General features: G+C 53.6%; 16 protein-coding genes and 1 other RNA gene. 15 read left to right on the top strand and 2 right to left on the bottom strand.

Annotated features, from left to right (window positions below; all coding sequences use genetic code 11):
* Positions 1-30 precede the first annotated feature (30 nt).
* The 9 genes from recO to rnpB all read left to right on the top strand — a co-directional run bounded on the left by recO (position 31) and on the right by rnpB (position 8742).
* Positions 31-777: a DNA repair protein RecO gene (gene recO / locus FE783_RS31900; RefSeq protein WP_138883452.1), complete on the top strand. Its 747-nt coding sequence runs from the start codon at positions 31-33 to the stop codon at positions 775-777.
* Positions 778-936: 159 nt separating this feature from the next.
* On the top strand, positions 937-1749 hold the full coding sequence (locus FE783_RS31895) for a pyruvate, water dikinase regulatory protein (protein ID WP_138883451.1): 813 nt from the start codon (positions 937-939) through the stop codon (positions 1747-1749).
* A gap of 91 nt (positions 1750-1840) precedes the next feature.
* Positions 1841-2302 (top strand): YaiI/YqxD family protein, encoded by a 462-nt coding sequence (locus FE783_RS31890; RefSeq protein ID WP_138883491.1) that lies wholly within the window; start codon positions 1841-1843, stop codon positions 2300-2302.
* 38 nt (positions 2303-2340) lie between these two features.
* Complete coding sequence (gene dnaG, locus FE783_RS31885) at positions 2341-4182, top strand: DNA primase (protein ID WP_138883450.1); 1842 nt, start codon at positions 2341-2343, stop codon at positions 4180-4182.
* Between the two features lie 91 nt (positions 4183-4273).
* Entirely contained in the window at positions 4274-5389 is a 1116-nt protein-coding gene (rpoD, locus tag FE783_RS31880) for an RNA polymerase sigma factor RpoD (RefSeq protein WP_138883449.1), read from the top strand.
* Between the two features lie 160 nt (positions 5390-5549).
* Positions 5550-6374 carry a hypothetical protein gene (locus FE783_RS31875; RefSeq protein ID WP_138883448.1) on the top strand — a complete coding sequence of 275 codons (825 nt, stop codon included), beginning with the start codon at positions 5550-5552 and terminating at the stop codon, positions 6372-6374.
* 1 nt (position 6375) lies between these two features.
* The gene (locus FE783_RS31870; RefSeq protein ID WP_138883447.1) at positions 6376-7137 is read left to right on the top strand and encodes a tRNA (adenine(22)-N(1))-methyltransferase; all 762 of its coding nucleotides are present in this window, start codon (positions 6376-6378) and stop codon (positions 7135-7137) included.
* Complete coding sequence (locus FE783_RS31865) at positions 7113-8228, top strand: Nif3-like dinuclear metal center hexameric protein (protein WP_138883446.1); 1116 nt, start codon at positions 7113-7115, stop codon at positions 8226-8228. Before FE783_RS31870 ends, FE783_RS31865 begins: the two co-directional genes overlap by 25 nt.
* Before the next feature lie 102 nt (positions 8229-8330).
* An RNA gene (rnpB, locus tag FE783_RS31860) (RNase P RNA component class A) lies at positions 8331-8742 on the top strand.
* 273 nt (positions 8743-9015) lie between these two features.
* On the opposite strand, the gene FE783_RS31855 is transcribed toward rnpB, so the two are convergent.
* The gene (locus FE783_RS31855; RefSeq protein WP_138883445.1) at positions 9016-10842 is read right to left on the bottom strand and encodes a S8 family peptidase; all 1827 of its coding nucleotides are present in this window, start codon (positions 10840-10842) and stop codon (positions 9016-9018) included.
* A 260-nt stretch (positions 10843-11102) separates the two neighbouring features.
* Here FE783_RS31855 and FE783_RS31850 point away from each other — a divergent pair, with 260 nt between their 5' ends.
* The 3 genes from FE783_RS31850 to FE783_RS31840 all read left to right on the top strand — a co-directional run bounded on the left by FE783_RS31850 (position 11103) and on the right by FE783_RS31840 (position 12486).
* On the top strand, positions 11103-11603 hold the full coding sequence (locus FE783_RS31850; protein WP_138883444.1) for a YpuI family protein: 501 nt from the start codon (positions 11103-11105) through the stop codon (positions 11601-11603).
* 208 nt (positions 11604-11811) lie between these two features.
* Positions 11812-12024, top strand: a complete 213-nt coding sequence (locus FE783_RS31845; protein WP_138883443.1) for a DUF1540 domain-containing protein — start codon at positions 11812-11814, stop codon at positions 12022-12024.
* 66 nt (positions 12025-12090) lie between these two features.
* Positions 12091-12486, top strand: coding sequence for an MntP/YtaF family protein (locus FE783_RS31840; protein ID WP_138883442.1), 396 nt, complete (start codon positions 12091-12093; stop codon positions 12484-12486).
* 73 nt (positions 12487-12559) lie between these two features.
* On the opposite strand, the gene FE783_RS31835 is transcribed toward FE783_RS31840, so the two are convergent.
* A complete protein-coding gene (locus FE783_RS31835) occupies positions 12560-12754 on the bottom strand; it encodes a hypothetical protein (RefSeq protein ID WP_138883441.1) in 195 nt (64 codons plus the stop codon).
* A 194-nt stretch (positions 12755-12948) separates the two neighbouring features.
* Between FE783_RS31835 and FE783_RS31830 the strand changes: the two genes are divergently transcribed.
* The 3 genes from FE783_RS31830 (at position 12949) to thiI (ending at position 16211) form a co-directional block, all read left to right on the top strand.
* Positions 12949-13662: a lytic transglycosylase domain-containing protein gene (locus FE783_RS31830; RefSeq protein ID WP_138883440.1), complete on the top strand. Its 714-nt coding sequence runs from the start codon at positions 12949-12951 to the stop codon at positions 13660-13662.
* 198 nt (positions 13663-13860) lie between these two features.
* Positions 13861-15006 (top strand): cysteine desulfurase family protein, encoded by a 1146-nt coding sequence (locus FE783_RS31825; RefSeq protein ID WP_138883439.1) that lies wholly within the window; start codon positions 13861-13863, stop codon positions 15004-15006.
* On the top strand, positions 15003-16211 hold the full coding sequence (gene thiI, locus FE783_RS31820; RefSeq protein ID WP_138883438.1) for a tRNA uracil 4-sulfurtransferase ThiI: 1209 nt from the start codon (positions 15003-15005) through the stop codon (positions 16209-16211). The genes FE783_RS31825 and thiI overlap by 4 nt, the downstream gene beginning before the upstream one ends.
* The last annotated feature ends 121 nt before the right edge of the window (positions 16212-16332 follow it).

Raw genomic sequence — 16332 nt, 5'->3', positions numbered from 1 at the left:
GGAGATTCGGGATGGGGAGAAGGAATATGCATGCTCGTTCGGGTCGAGGGCATCGTAATTCGCAGCTTCGATTATGGGGAAGGCGACAAAATTATAACCGTGTTTTCTAAAGAAGCCGGAAAAATAAGCATCATGGCCCGCGGCGCCAAAAAACTGAAAAGCCGTCACTCGGCCATAGCACAGCTGTTTACTTACGGCGAGTTCAACTGCTACAAAACGGGATCGATGGGTACTCTGAACAACGGAGAAATATGGAACGCTTACCACCGGCTGAAGACGGACATTCATAAGACGGCATACGCCGCTTATTTGATGGAGCTGACCGAACGGATGCTCGGGGAAAACGAACGAAACGCTCCGTTGTTCGAGCAGTTGAAAGCAGCGCTCGATGCGATGGACGAGGACAAAGATCCGCAAATCGTTACGAACATTTATGAAATGAAAATGCTGGCGATCGCAGGCTACATGCCCGAGTTGAACGAATGCGTTTCTTGCGGCGCGCAAGAAGGCGCGATGATGCTTAGCATTGCGATGGGCGGCACGATCTGCAGCCGATGCCGTCATGCCGACCAGGGAGCGATCGCCTTGACGGAAGGAACGTTGAAGCTGCTCCGGCTGTTTTTGCATATGGATATTAGAAGACTCGGCAAGACGGATGTAAAGGCCGCCACGAAAAATCAGCTGAAGCACTGTATCCGGCAATTTCTGGACGCCCACGTTGACGTGAGATGGAAATCCAGAAACTTCATCGACCAGATGGACAAGTATGGGATATGACCTGACCGTGATTTGCAAACCGGTTATGAATCTGGTATTATTTTCGAAAACATCTGAACCCGTTTCCGCGGCATCATGTTCAAGTGGGAGTTTACTAATCTTCGTAGACTCGCACCTTGAACCCGGAAGCGGGATTTTTGTCTAATGGCGGTGATTGTAATGAATCGTAATACTCCAAAACCAATCGTGTACGTCGTATCCGATTCGGCCGGAGATACGGCCGAGTCCGTGCTGAAGGCGGCGGCCATCCAATTTCATCCCAATATCGTAGAAGTGCGCCGCGCTCCTTATGTCACCGGGCGGGAGGGTGTCGAGCTCATCGTGGCCGAAGCGGCCAAGTCGCAGGCGATCGTATTGTTTACGCTCGTCGTACCCGAGCTGAGAGATTATTTGATCGCTCAGGCCCGCAAGCGCAAAGTCATTTCCATCGATTTGCTCGGACCGATCATCTCTACGCTGGAGAAGGCGTTCAATCGGGAGCCGCTTCATCAGCCCGGACTTATTCATCAATTGGACGAGGATTATTTCAAGAAAGTGGAAGCGGTCGAATTCGCGGTAAAATATGACGACGGCCGGGATGCGACGGGCGTACTGCTTGCCGATATCGTGCTGGTCGGCGTGTCGCGCACGTCGAAGACGCCGCTATCGATGTATTTGGCGCACCGGATGCTCAAAGTGGCCAACGTGCCGCTCGTCCCGGAGCTGCAGCCGCCGGAACAACTGTTTACCGTGTCGCCGGACAAAGTAATCGGTCTCGTCATCGATCCCGAGAAGCTGAACATGATCCGCAAGGAGCGGCTCAAAAGTCTCGGACTTGCCGACAGCGCGCTGTATGCGCAAATCGAGCGGATCAAAAAAGAGCTGGAGCATGCGCAAAAAATTATGACCCGGGTCGGCTGCAAAGTCATCGATGTATCCAATAAGGCGGTCGAGGAAACCGCCGGCGTTATTTTGAACTTGTTCCGGCGTTAGGTTCCGCTATTTTGAAAATGGAAAGCAGGATTTTTTGTTTTTTCCTCGTATATAATATAACGGAAAGCTTCAAAGGAAATTGGTGGTAATCATAGGGGTCAAAATTATTGTGGACGCGGACGCCTGTCCCGTCAAAAACGAAATTACGGATGCCGCTGTTCGATTCGGCGTCCCCGTTGTCATGGTTGCGTCTTACGATCATCGGCTCGAAGCGCGGGAGGGGGTCACGATCGTCCAAGTGGACCGGTCCGATCAATCCGTCGATCTGTATATCGCCAACCGCATATCCGCAGGCGATATTCTGGTCACGCAAGATTTCGGGCTGGCAACAATCGGTCTAGCCAAGAAGGCGATTGCACTTTCGAACCGGGGCCAGACGTATACGGACCGAACGATCGATTTTTTGCTCGAGAACCGGCACGAAAGCGCCAGACAACGCCGGGGAGGCAAGTACGGAAAAGGGCCGAAGCCTTTTACGGAGCAGGACCGGCAGTCGTTTCTACAAACTTTGACAAAAGTTTTGGCTCGTTTGCAGGATAATGGGACGATTTAGCGAATAGTATACGTGTACTTTTGCAAAGGGTGATTAGGATGAGTAGCGGACTGATTCCGGAACACATCATCGAGGCAGTCCTAAAGCACCACGACATAGTGGACGTGATCGGCAAATATGTCCATTTGTCCAAGCTCGGCCGAAATATGAAAGGATTATGCCCGTTTCATTCGGAAAAGTCGCCTTCCTTTAACGTTAATCCCGAGAAGCAAATGTTCAAATGCTTCGGATGCGGCAAAGGCGGCAACGTGATCCGCTTCATTCAAGAGATCGAAGGCTACACGTTCGGAGAAGCGATGCGGCATTTGGCCGAGGAAGCGAATATCGCGTTTGCTTGGGAGCAGCAATCCCCGGAGCAGGCGGAACGGCAGCAGGAGAAGGAACAGATCGTGGGCGGCCACGAGCTCGCCGCGAAGCTGTATCATCACTTTCTCTATAACTATGCGGAAGGTAAGCCGGCGCTCGACTATTTGCACTCGAGAGGATTTACAGACACCTTAATCGACACATTCCAGATCGGGTTTGCGCCCCCACGATGGGACACCTTGGCGCAGCTTCTCGAGAAACGGGGGTTTCCGCTGCCGCTCATGGAGAAAGGAGCCCTCGTCACGGCCAGATCGTCCGGAGGAGGTTATGTCGATAAGTTCCGCAACAGGGTCATGTTTCCGATCCGGGATGCAAGGGGCAGCGTTATCGCATTCGCCGGACGTACGCTCGGCAACGAGCAGCCGAAATATTTGAACAGCCCGGAGACTTCGCTGTTCCGCAAAAGCCGGGTGCTGTACAATCTCCACACGGCTAGAGCCGAGATTAAGCGCACGAATCAAATCGTAGTGTTCGAAGGGTATGCCGATGTGATCAAAGCTTGGTCGGCAGGCGTTCATAACGCCGTCGCCACGATGGGAACGGCGCTTACCGAAGAGCATGCGCTGTTGATGAGACGTTCGGCCGAGCGGGTGGTGCTTTGCTATGACGGGGACGATGCGGGACAATCGGCCGCTTACAAAAGTTTGGGATTGCTCGAGAAGGCGGGCCTGGACATTAAAGTAGCCGTGTTGCCGAATAAGCTGGACGCCGACGACTATGTCGAAACGTTCGGGGCGGACCGTTTCCGCAATGAAATTATCGAAGGGGCCGTGCCTAGAGAGAAATTCAGGCTGCTGCACTTGCGGCGCAATTTTAACATGCAGGACAACGAAGCCAAGCTGCGTTACGTCAGGACGGCCATACGGGAAGTGATTGCCGGGATCGAATCGCCGACCGGACGGGAGCACTACCTCAAAGAGCTGGCCTCCGAATTCAGCGCCATCTCTTCCTTTGAAACGATGAAGCAGGAAACGAACGAGATTCGCGAGCAGGAGCAAAAAAAGCGCGGCAATGGGGATAATAACGATATTTCGTGGAATACTGTAAGGAATGACGGGACCGATTCCCAACCGCTGCCGAAGCTGAAACCTGCGTATGACAAAGCTGAACGTCATTTGCTTTACGTCATGCTGCATGACAAGGAAGTAACCGCCCTCGTCCAGGAGCGGCTCGGGGACGCTTTTAACGATGAAGCTCACGCAGCGTTGGCTGCTTATTTATATGCCTTCTACGCGCAAGGATTCGAGCCCGATGCAAGCCGATATATGGCCTCGCTGCAGGATGACCGGCTGGAGAGGCTGGCCAGCTCGATTCTGATGACGGAGTCCGATCAAGGCATAAACGATCAGGTTATCGAGGACTACTTGAGGCAGATCCACAAGTATCGGGAGCTGCAAGCGATTGAGCGTTTGACGGAAGAACGGATTGCACGGGAAAAATCCGGCGACATTATCGGCGCCGCGCGGATCGAATTGGAAATTCTTGCTCTGAAAGGCAAGCTGCAAAAGAGATAATTGCCCTAAACAATCAATCAACTGTAAGCGATGCAATTGACGCTTGACGCGGAGAGAGTCGAAAGACGTTTAGGGAGGAGGGAGCTTGGATATGGCGAACGATCAACATACCGAACTGGAGACGGAACTTACGTTAGAACAGGTCAAAGACCAGCTGATCGAAATGGGGAAAAAGCGGTCTTCCTTGACCTATAAAGATATTATGGAGAAACTGGCTCCGTTCGATCAGGATCCCGAGCAAATGGATGAGTTTTTCGAGCACCTGTCCGAACTAGGCATCGACGTAAATAACGAGACGGAAGACGACATGGTGATGGGGCAAGAGGACGAGCATGACGAATTCCATCTGGAAGACGATTTGTCGCTGCCTCCCGGCATCAAGATCAACGACCCGGTACGGATGTATTTGAAGGAAATCGGACGCGTCCCGCTGCTTTCGGCCGACGACGAGGTCGATCTGGCGAAACGGATCGAGAACGGGGACGAGGAAGCGAAACGTCGTCTCGCGGAAGCGAACCTGCGCCTCGTTGTAAGCATTGCCAAACGGTACGTCGGACGGGGCATGCTGTTCCTCGATCTGATTCAAGAAGGCAATATGGGTTTGATTAAAGCTGTTGAGAAGTTCGATCATACGAAAGGCTACAAATTCAGCACCTACGCCACATGGTGGATTCGTCAAGCCATAACCCGGGCCATCGCCGATCAAGCCCGTACGATCCGGATCCCGGTACATATGGTGGAGACGATCAACAAGCTGATTCGCGTATCCCGCCAGCTGCTGCAGGAGCTCGGTCGGGAGCCGATGCCCGAAGAAATTGCCAAGGAAATGGATCTGAGCACCGAAAAAGTGCGGGAGATTATGAAGATCGCACAGGAGCCCGTATCGCTGGAGACGCCGATCGGGGAAGAGGACGACTCTCACCTTGGCGATTTTATCGAGGATCAGGAGGCGCTCGCGCCTGCGGACGCAGCCGCTTACGAGCTGCTGAAGGAACAGCTGGAGGACGTGCTCGATACGTTGACCGAAAGAGAAGAAAACGTATTGCGGCTCCGTTTCGGATTGGATGACGGCCGGACGAGAACGCTCGAGGAAGTCGGTAAAGTATTCGGCGTTACCCGCGAACGGATTCGGCAAATCGAAGCGAAAGCCCTTCGCAAGCTGCGGCATCCGAGCCGGAGCAAACGGTTGAAAGACTTTTTGGAATAAAGAACAATACCGAACTTGCAATCGATGTGCCGGAGACCTTTCTGTAATGTACGACTACAGCGAGGTCTTCCTAATTTCCCCGACTAAAGTGATGCTCCTGCCCGATGACGCCGACTGGCTTTACGGGGACGCAAATTATAGGAGAGGTAGTTTTCCCCGAATGGAACAGGAGAAACGAAAAATTATCGTATCCGAAATCGAGCAATGGCGAAAAGGGAAGCTGCTTCCCGAGCATTATTGCGACTTCTTGTTGAATCTGTACGATGTAAGCCCGGCCGAACGCGATAACCGCGCATGGGGAGTGTCCAAAAACTCCATTAAAAACAGCAATTGGAGAAATTGGTTTTTCGGATTCGGGATCGCGGCCCTAATCGCTTATATCGTTTTTCATTTTAACTCTTTTCGATTTCCTTTGCAAATTATGACAGCATTGGTTATTATCGGCGGTTGTTATACGGCAGGACTTCTGAATTCGCGCAAAAATCCTGTTGTAGGTTACGGTCTTGTAGGGGCGGGTTCGATAGCGCTGCTCGGAGCCGGTTTCTACATGATGCGCTTCTACGGCATCGATGAGCCCCCGCTTCTGCTCGCCTATGTCGCGTTCTGCAGCTTCGTATGGATTATAATCGGTCTCGCGGCCCGGATGGGGCTGTTCCATTATTGCGGCTGGATCGGACTCTTGCTTGTATATGCCTCGGTCTTGCATAACCGGGTGGAGCTCGATTGGATCGGCGCTCAGATCAGCTGGCTACCGCTGTGCGTCATGTTCGGATGGCTGGGGTGGCTGCTTCATAAGGCGAGCAAGTCGACTGGGGCGGTTTTATTGCTCGTCAGCTTCACGCTATGGTGGATGCCGGAGGCGTACGGCTTGTATACCGGCGAAGTGGACGGGGCGCTGCTTCAACTGCTGCTGCTCAGCAAGCTTGTAGTTGCCGGCTCCGTCATGTTCGGATTACGAAAAAAATGGATCGAGTGGGTTTTGTGACATGGTGAAATTATCGAAACGATTGCAAACGATTGCCGGATACGTGCCTGATGGCGTCAAGCTGGCGGATATCGGATCGGATCACGCGCTGCTGCCGGTGTACCTTGCCGAGCGGGGGCGCGTTTCGTTCGCGGTGGCGGGCGAAATCAATGCAGGACCGAGGGATGCCGCACAGAAGCAGGTGAAGGAGGCGGGGCTTTCGTCCGTTATTTCCGTAAGACTCGGGGACGGGCTGGCCGTTATCGAGCCGAATGAAATTGACGTCGTCACGATCGCCGGGATGGGCGGCAGCCTGATCTCGCACATATTGGAGGAAGGCCGATCGAAGCTTGCTGGTGTAAGCAAGCTGATCCTGCAGCCGAATGTCGGGGAGGATCAAATGCGCCGTTGGCTGCTGGCAAGCCATTGGGTGCTTGAGGACGAGACGGTGCTCGAAGAGGACGGGAAGTATTATGAAGTGTTGTGTGCCGGGCGCAGTCCGGATGCAATCGAAATCAATCGGGCTATGTACGGCAGCAAACGGTTGGACGGAGGTTTGACGCTCGATTCCGACGAATTGCTTCGATACGGACCGATTTTGACTAGCCGCGCCAATGAAGCTTTTTTCCGCAAGTGGGAGTCGGAGCTGGAGAAGCTGGACAAAATTACGGAAGGCATGTCGAGGGGCGGTACCGAGGCCGCTATTCAGCGCCAGTCGGAACTGCTTGCGGAACGAAACCGGATCAGGGAGGTAATGGATTGTTTGCTAAAGGTCAAACGGTAATACAGCTGATGGAAAAGCTGGCGCCCAAACACATTGCGGTGCCCGACGACAAAATAGGCCTCCAGCTCGGCTCGCTGCGCAAAGACATTCGCACCGTTCTGGTCGCTCTTGACGTAACGGATGAAGTCGTGGATGAAGCGATCCGGCTGCAGGTGGAACTCATTATCGCTCACCACGCGATTATCTATCGCCCTCTTGCCAGCTTGCAGACGGAAACGCCGGCAGGGCGTCTCTATGAGAAGCTGATCAAAAACGATATCGCGGTGTACATCGCCCATACCAATCTCGACGTCGCCGACGGGGGCGTCAACGATATGATGGCGAAGGCGCTTCAGCTCGACGTTTCGGGCCATTTGGAGGACGTTCATACCGACAAGCTGAAGAAGCTGGTCGTCTTCGTTCCGGATTCGCATCAGCATCAAGTCCGCGAAGCGATGTTCCATGCAGGAGCAGGCTGGATCGGTAATTATAGCAGCTGCAGCTTCAATATTCCAGGTACGGGAACCTTTTTGCCGAAGGAAGGAACGAATCCGTACATCGGCAAGGCGGGGAAAATGGAGCAAGTCTCGGAAGTGCGGATTGAAACGATCGTACCGGAGAGCGTAGAGAAAAAAGTCGTTCAATCGATGCTGAAGGCGCATCCATACGAAGAAGTCGCTTACGATTTGTACCCGATGGATTTGAACGGCCGGACGTTCGGCCTGGGGCGTGTCGGCAAGCTTGCGCAGCCGGTCAGGCTGGATGCATTTGCGGAGCTGGTCAAGCAAGCGTTTGACGTGCCTTTCGTGCGCGTAGTAGGGGAATTGGAGCGGGAGATCAAGAAGGTTGCCGTATTGGGCGGATCGGGAAGCCGGTATGTCCGGCATGCGATCTTTGCCGGGGCGGATGTATTGGTGACGGGCGATATCGACTATCATACGGCCCAGGACGCCATCGCCGCCGGAATCGCCATCATAGATCCGGGTCACAACGCGGAGAAAATATTGAAGAAGGGCGTCGCCGAGTGGCTGAACGCGCGATTGGCGGAGCAGAAGGTCGATACCCGGGTGGTAGCGTCCGAGGTCGATACTGAGACGTTCAAGCTGCTTTGATAAGATTGGCGAAAAAGCGTGCTGTAGCAAAAATCACCTCGTTTGGCACACAATCGGGGTTGCAGCGAACCGCTGCGTCCGGTATACTAGAACAAGTCTCGGAAAGTTTGACAGACAATCGCCGGTGCTTACGCACGGGAGGAAAGTCCGGGCTCCATAGGGCAGGGTGCTGGATAACGTCCAGTCAGCGCGAGTTGAAGGATAGTGCCACAGAAATGGACCGCCGATGACGCCGCAAGGCGAACAGGCAAGGGTGGAACCGTGGTGTAAGAGACCACGAGGGGATAGGGTGACTTATTCCCTGGTAAACCCCACTTGGAGCAAGACCGAAGAGAACGCGGCGGACGGCTATGCCGATTCCGCAGCCTTTGCCCGAGGCGCGTTCGGGTTGGTCGCTGGAGTCCGTCAGCAATGGCGGACCTAGATAGATGATTGTCACTTCAATGGTGGGAGGGTTGTGGTGCCCGTTACGACCACTGGAAGGACAGAACCCGGCTTACGGCAAGCTTTCCGAATGCCACATTTGAATATTTTCAACGTGTTAACAAACGAAGGCGGCCTACGGGCCGCCTTTTTGTTTTTTTCATCATCGGAATAGCGCTCATATGTTTTCAAGAAAAACCGGAAGTGGAAGGGAAGCAGCAAGCTGGAGCGCGACTTTGAACCCTTGTTTTTAACCACCGGCTATTCCAATCAAAGAAAACGAGGGTTCAACGGAGTGCGGAAGCCGCTGCTTCTCTGAAACGCCTCTCGGTTTTTCTTCTGTTTTTTCTTCGGCGCTATGCCGTCACTCCCCCTTATACTTCCGAGCCAAACGCTCGGCTTCCCGTTCGAACCATTGAGGCCATAACGCAAGCGACTCGCGGGTTTGTGCAGCCCGGGAAACGGCTTTGACAATATCGATCTGGCCATGGCCGTAATATTTATCTTTGCCGCGTTCGCCAAGGTCGATCGCCGTTTGGCGCATAATGTCCATGACCTCCGTGTTTTTCAACAGCGGATTGGCGGAACGGATCAGAGCGGCCAAAGCCGTTACATGGGGACTGGCCATCGAAGTGCCGGAAAGCGCGGCGTAATGGTTGTCCGGATACGTGCTGGCGATGTTTACACCGGGTGCGGCCACGTCGATGTAGTCGCCGTAGTTGGAAAACGACGCTTTTTGCTGCTTCGAATCGGTGGCGGCAACGGCGAAAACTTCGGGATAGGCGGCCGGATAGCCGGGACGCTCCGTATTGTCGTTGCCGCTCGCGGCGATCAGGACGACGTCCTTATCGAACGCGTAGCGGATCGCATCGTGAAGAAACTGGGCGTCGGCATAATTGCCCAAGCTCATATTGATAACTTTCGCGCCGTGATCGGCAGCCCATATGATACCTTGCGCGACCGAATACGTAGTACCGGCCCCGGTTTCGTCCAACACCTTGACGGGCATAATCTTGTTGTACCAGGAAATGCCGGCAACACCTTCACGATTGTTGACAAGCGCGGAAATAACGCCGGCTACATGGGTGCCGTGTCCGACATCGTCCAGCGGCTCGCTCTTCTGACTGACAATATTGATGCCGCCAGTGGTGCGCCCTTGCAGATCTGGATGGTTTATGTCGACGCCCGTATCGATAACAGCAACGATCACGTCTTCGCTGCCGCGAGTGACATCCCACGCGGGGATCGTATCGATAGCCGGCAAATTCCACTGATATTTGGCATACAGCATGTCGTTGGGCTCGACCGCCTCGTTGGTCATGTATAGAAAGTGAGGCTCGGCGAACTCGACGTTCCATTTTTGAAAGTAGCTCATCAATTGCTTGGCTTCGATGCTTTTCGATTCGAATACGTACGTATAGCCTAATTTCTCCATGCTCGTTGCATCGATTTCGGAGCGGATCTGGGCCAATTGCGCTTCCGTAGGCGCATTACGAAACTTGACGACGATTTGATTCACATGGTAATGACTCGTTCCTTCGTTGTCTTCGGGGTAATCCACTTTGACATCCTGCAGCGTTTTGGAATCGACCGATTCGATTTTCCACCGCTTGTCGCTCGGATACGGAACGATGCGCAAGTTTTTGCGCTGATCGATAGCGACCTTATGCAAAATGTCTTGATGAATGACACCCACAAGAGCGGATTGCCCGTCATCCGAAAGCTCACCCAATACGATATACTGCTGATCGCCTTCGCCGATTTTTTTGGACTGATAGGCATGTCCCGAGCGAACGGCATCGCGCGCTTCATTCAGAAGCGGCCCGGCATTTTCCTTGACAGGGGCCGGAATATCGCCGGAGGAAGCTTGTTGTTGTCCGGCGTTGCGGCTTATCCATTCCACGTAGTCCATATGATCGTGATGTTTTCGCATTTCGTCCAGCACGGACTTGACATGGCCCGGTGTTCCGGGGTTTAATTGATGAAGTGCCTGTTTGAAATCGAGCGAGCATTGCGACCTACACAACTGCTCCGTCATGGCTACGTTCTCCTCAAGCATCGCCTGCTTGATGCTCAGTTCTTGCTGCGGAGGCGGGTTTACGGATTTCGGCGTTTTCGTCCGGTTAACCGTAGAGAATACAAGAAGGGCACATACGGCAAGCGCAGAAGCGGATGCGATTTTTTTCCACATCGGGGGATCCTCCTTCAAGGTTGGCTCCTTATCCGGCACGTCTTGTCGTCATGGCGCGGCCAAGCAATCATGCAAGTCCGAATACCGGTTGCGGTCTTTTTGTATCTTAAGGTTAGGCAGCCGCGACCGATTTATTCACGTCCGCGCTTGGCAGGTTTTCCTTACTTTTCGATGCAAATTATGATACGATGAAAGAAACTGTGGCGAGTAGAAAAACGGGTTCCACGCGAACCGTTCCGACATATGAGGAGGTCAACGATATGACAACGGGCCAAGTGAAAAATTTATGCGAAACGACCCGGACAAAGTTAAAAGTAGCTATCGCCAAAATGGAAGTGTTCTTGAACCATTACAGCCTGCCGCAGCTACTGACGGAAAGTGATCCGGCCATGGAAGAATTTTATCGCGGGTACTTGTCCGATACGCGTCACCTGCTCGTATTTTGCGAAGTTTCCTATGAGAAATTGGGAGTCAGCCTGCGTCGTCCGAACTTTAACGAAGATTTCGCGGAACGCTCCTTATATGACATTTACCATAACTGCGTCAACGGGTTTTATTACCCGCAGAACGAATGCTACTCGGAAGACGGCCGTTATGCCTACACGGGGCAGGACGCGATTCGTTTCCGCAAAAAGCCCAGCCGTGAAGCGCGCAACTTGACGATCGAGCTGTCCAAAATTTTCGAAGAGCTGCGCGAAGATTTGTCCTATTATGAAACGGACTATGTGACCCAGAAAAGAATGCAGGGCGATCGGGTATAATACGGAACCAGAGCAAAGATGCGGTTTGCGCCGCATCTTTTTTTTGTGTGTATAGATTTCATATTTTCGGGGTCCCCGCAAAGTACTTGGAATAACTTCGAAGCAAGACTCCACTTTGTGGTTATTTTGTGTTCTCCGGTATTGACAATGACCCCCTCGGATAGGCGGCGTAATGATCGGGAATCTTGAATAACGGAGGTGATGATCGATGGTAAAGCCATTGGTAAAATGCAGCGTATCGAACTGCGCCTTCTGGGGCGAGAACAACAACTGCCGCGCCGACGCCATTATGATCGAGATCGACAGCCATGCGAAAGCCAAATTCGATGAAGAATTCGCCGGAGAAAGCTTCGATTCCGATCATAAAGACTATGCTCCGACTTCATCTGCTACATGCTGTCATACGTTCAAACAGAAGTAAATGCAAAGAAGTAACGCGCAAACATTCGTACGGCTTTGACCGTACAAATAAGGAGGTAATGCTCCAGTGGATCGTTTCGACGAGTACTACGATAAAGACGAGAAACCGAATAAAAGTCGGGCAAATGCCGATGACCGGTTCGAAGAGGAATTTGGTACCGAGGTAGCCCCCGGACCGATGTTCGCGAATCAAGTACCGGATCGTCCCGAGGAAAGAAACGCGGAAGCTTATCGTTCGGAGGAAGGGGCGACAGCCCGCACCGGAGGACAAACGATAGGATGGATCGGCCTCGTGCTGGCGATAGCATCCATGTTCATTTACCCGGTATTGCTGGGCTTGAGCGCTATCGTGCTTGGCATTATTGCCTTTGTGCAGGGAAGCCGAACACTCGGCACGTGGTCTGCCGTCTTGGGAGGTATAGCTCTTATCGCTTACTTCGTCTTGGTACCCTATTACACTTGACGTCCAAACCAAAAAGCGTCTTCCGCATAGGTGCGGACAGACGCTTTTTACATACCCTTCTTATTAACAAGCATTATTTGTCCGCTTCTCCGCGGGAAACCCGGCTGACAGTTTGGATCACGGCAATGACGCCCGTATCGACCAGGGCGGCGAGGATCGCCAGCATGACCCAATTGGGATTGTGCAACGAATAGTATAATAGGGCATGAGCGGCAGCAAGCAAAATGAACGCCCACAACAAGTTGATCCGGTTGAACCAAGCGAACATGCATCGTCACCCTTCGGTTGTTAATTGTAGGTCGGTTGCTTAAGGTATGCAACCATTATGCACAAAATGACGTGGCAATATTCTCAAAGAAAGGCTGGATCGGTTCGGACAACTTTTGGAAGATCGGACTGTTCGTCCGCCGCAAAACGGTGTACAATAAGCATGAACCTATTTCTTGAAGCGAGGCATTACCCATGAGCATAGATCCGAGACTGATCACCCAGCTGCTTCAGCTGCAATTCCAAACGTCCGATCCGTTATCGCTGCGCAATGCCTCTAGTGAGGATGCGGGCGATTTCTCCGCGCTTCTTGAATCGCTGCTCGGGAAAAAGGCTGCGGAAGGGAAAGCGGCTGTGTCCAGGGCGGCGCTTGGATCGGGCGGATACCAGATGCCGGTGTCGGCTTATTCCGCCAATGCCGCTCTTCACAGCATGCAGCGTTCAGCATTCGGTCCGGCAAAACCGAGCGCGTACGATCCGATTGTCGAGGAAGCGTCCGAGCGGTACGGCGTCGAACCCGGACTGGTCAAAGCGGTCATCCATTCCGAGTCTTCGTTCAATCCTTATGCGGTTTCATCATCCGGCGCCAAAGGGCTGATGCAGCTGATGGACAGCACGGGCAGTGGGCTGGGGGTATCCGATCCGTTCGATCCGGCGCAAAATATCGAAGGAGGCACCCGTTACTTGGCGGGCTTGCTGCGCAAATACAACGGCAATGAAGCAGTCGCCTTGGCGGCCTATAATGCCGGCCCCGGGCGAGTGGACCGTCTCGGAATCCGTACCGATGCCGACTTGAAGGAAAGGCTTCACCTGCTGCCTCGGGAGACGCAGCAATACGTCGGCAAAGTGCTGGAACGGAAAGAGCAGTACGACTCGTTTCGTACGGGCACAACCGGATCGGCAACATAACAGTGGATGAATCAGCGGTGTTAGGACCGCCGGCACCATAACGATCAATGCCTCCGTCTGAGCGGCATTGATCGTCTTTTTTGCAATTCATAAGTTTCGGGTCCCCGCAAAGTACCTGGATGATCATCGGAGCCAAGACTCCACTTTGCGGGGTTTATTTTGCGACTCGACCGACATGCCCAAAGGAGTTATATCATCATGCTGTACTTCGATCATTGTGCAACAACGCCGCCCTACGAAGAAGTTATCGAAGCGGTCGGCGAAGTGATGGGCAAACATTACGGCAATCCGTCGTCAATCCATAAGCTCGGGATCGATGCGGAGAGAATGCTGACGAAAGCCCGGGACTTGATCGCGAGGCTGCTGCAGACGTCGCCGGACGAAATCGTTTTTACTTCGGGCGGCACGGAGAGCAACAACTTGGCTGTGCTCGGAGCGGCGCTCCAGTACGGAGCCCGCGGCAAACATTTGATTACGACAGCGATCGAGCACGCTTCCGTGTACGAAACGTTTCAATATTTGGAACGGGCCGGTTACGAGGTGACTTACGTCATGCCTGACGGCACCGGGAAAGTAAGCGCGCAGTCCGTGCTCGAAGCGGTGCGCGACGATACGATGCTCGTAAGCGTCATGCACGTGAACAATGAAATCGGTACGATTCAGCCGATCGAACAAATCGGGCGGGCGCTTCAGCAAAACCGGCGTGTTCTGTTCCATGTCGACGCCGTGCAAAGCGTCGGCAAAATTCCGGTTCACCCCAAGCAATGGGGAATCGATCTGCTCTCCGCATCCGCGCACAAAATTCGCGGACCGAGAGGTGCCGGATTATTGTACAGGCGGAACGGCATCCAACTGCAGCCGGTCTTGATCGGCGGAGGACAAGAGGGAGGACTGCGCTCCGGAACGGAGAACGTACCCGGCATCGTCGGCTTTGCCAAAGCGTTTCGGATGACGATGGAGCGCCGGGAAGAGGCGGCCGACCGAATGGCCGGATTAAGGAGCCGGTTATTGTCCCATATTAATAATATTTCCGGTCTGGTATATAATGGCTCGGAAAGGCAGACGGACATGGCTCCGCATATCGTTCATTTCTCCGCCCCGGGAATCAAATCCGAGGTTTTCGTTCATGCCTTGGAAGAGCACGATATTTATATTTCCACCAAATCCGCCTGCTCGTCGGGCGAGGATCGGCCGAGCCGCGTGCTGCTGGCGCTGGGGGCCGATCATTCGCGGGCGTCTAGCGGACTAAGGGTAAGCTTCTCCGCCGACCATACGCCGGAGCAAATCGACAAGCTGGCGCTTGCGATGGAGAGTACGTTGCAGCAATTAAGGAGGTACCGGTGAGAACAGACGTGATCCTGCTTCGCTTCGGCGAGCTTATGTTGAAAGGAAGAAACCGGTCCCGGTTCGAAAACCAGATCGTCCAGCAAATCAAACGGGTGCTGAAGCCGCTTCCGAAGGCCGCGCTCCGGACGGAGTCTTACGGAAGAATGTACGTGGAGCTGAACGGGGAGTCTTACGAGGAAGCGGAGAAGGCGCTCGGCAAAGTGTTCGGATTGCTTTCCTTCAGCCCCGCGATCAAAACGATACCCGACATGAAGGCGATCGAAGAGGCCGTACTGCTCGCGATGAACCGGCTGCCGCGCACGCCGCAAACGTTCAAAATCAGCGTCCGCCGCGTGAACAAGCAATTTCCGCATGAAACGTTCGAGCTGCATCGTCTGCTCGGCGGTCATGTACTCAAACACTTTGACGGCTTGAAGGTGGACGTTCACGAGCCGGAGGTAGATTTACACGTTGAAATCCGTCATCTGGAAACGTTCGTATATTCGGAATCGGTTCCCGGTCCGGGCGGATTTCCGCTTGGAAGCAACGGCAGGGCGATGCTGATGCTGTCCGGGGGAATCGACAGCCCCGTGGCCGGATGGTTCGCGATGAAGCGCGGCCTTCGTATCGAAGCCGTTCATTTTCACAGCTACCCATACACGAGCGAACGGGCGAAGCAGAAAGTAATCGACTTGACCCGCTCGCTCGCCGAATATGCCGGGTCCATCCATCTTCATCTCGTTCCGTTTACGGACATTCAGACGCGGTTGAAAGAAACGTGCCGGGAAAACCTGATTATTACGCTCATGCGCCGGGCGATGTTCCGCATCACCGAACAGCTGGCCGAACGCAGGGAGGCGCTCGCGATCGTAACCGGCGAAAGCTTGGGCCAAGTGGCGAGCCAGACGCTGGCCAACATGAACGTAATCGGCCGTGCCGCATCGCTGCCTGTGCTTCGTCCGCTCGTAACGATGGATAAGCTGGAAATTATTCCTTTGGCACAAAAAATCGGTACGTTTTCGACCTCGATCTTGCCGTACGAGGATTGCTGTACGCTGTTCGTACCGAAGTCGCCGTCCACGAATCCGAGCCTGAAGGTGGTCGAACGGCAGGAGCAATGGATGGAGGAATGGCTGCCGGAGGCGATCCGCGAAGCGGTTGAACGAACGGAAACGCTGCTTCTGAAGCCCGACGACAAGTCGGAAGAAGACCGATTGTTTTAAACATACATTTTTCGCGAAAAAACGGATATATATGGCCTGTACGCATGTATTCGCCCGGAATTCAAAAACGGAGCGTCAAACGGGCTGCGAAACGTAATCCGTATACGAAGGCAGGAGGATT

This window comes from Paenibacillus mesophilus (assembly GCF_005938385.1).
GTDB lineage: Bacteria > Bacillota > Bacilli > Paenibacillales > NBRC-103111 > Paenibacillus_AB > Paenibacillus_AB mesophilus.
Note: the sequence above shows the minus strand (reverse complement) of the source record. Positions and strands in the feature narration are given on the sequence as shown.

Excerpts from the sequence above, each read along its gene's own strand:
- recO (WP_138883452.1), top strand. The coding sequence starts at position 31 with ATGCTCGTTCGGGTCGAGGGCATCGTAATTCGCAGCTTCGATTATGGG.
- FE783_RS31895 (WP_138883451.1), top strand. The coding sequence starts at position 937 with ATGAATCGTAATACTCCAAAACCAATCGTGTACGTCGTATCCGATTCG.
- dnaG (WP_138883450.1), top strand. The coding sequence starts at position 2,341 with ATGAGTAGCGGACTGATTCCGGAACACATCATCGAGGCAGTCCTAAAG.
- rpoD (WP_138883449.1), top strand. The coding sequence starts at position 4,274 with ATGGCGAACGATCAACATACCGAACTGGAGACGGAACTTACGTTAGAA.
- FE783_RS31875 (WP_138883448.1), top strand. The coding sequence starts at position 5,550 with ATGGAACAGGAGAAACGAAAAATTATCGTATCCGAAATCGAGCAATGG.
- FE783_RS31870 (WP_138883447.1), top strand. The coding sequence starts at position 6,376 with ATGGTGAAATTATCGAAACGATTGCAAACGATTGCCGGATACGTGCCT.
- FE783_RS31855 (WP_138883445.1), bottom strand. The coding sequence starts at position 10,842 with ATGTGGAAAAAAATCGCATCCGCTTCTGCGCTTGCCGTATGTGCCCTT.
- FE783_RS31850 (WP_138883444.1), top strand. The coding sequence starts at position 11,103 with ATGACAACGGGCCAAGTGAAAAATTTATGCGAAACGACCCGGACAAAG.
- FE783_RS31845 (WP_138883443.1), top strand. The coding sequence starts at position 11,812 with ATGGTAAAGCCATTGGTAAAATGCAGCGTATCGAACTGCGCCTTCTGG.
- FE783_RS31835 (WP_138883441.1), bottom strand. The coding sequence starts at position 12,754 with ATGTTCGCTTGGTTCAACCGGATCAACTTGTTGTGGGCGTTCATTTTG.
- FE783_RS31830 (WP_138883440.1), top strand. The coding sequence starts at position 12,949 with ATGAGCATAGATCCGAGACTGATCACCCAGCTGCTTCAGCTGCAATTC.
- FE783_RS31825 (WP_138883439.1), top strand. The coding sequence starts at position 13,861 with ATGCTGTACTTCGATCATTGTGCAACAACGCCGCCCTACGAAGAAGTT.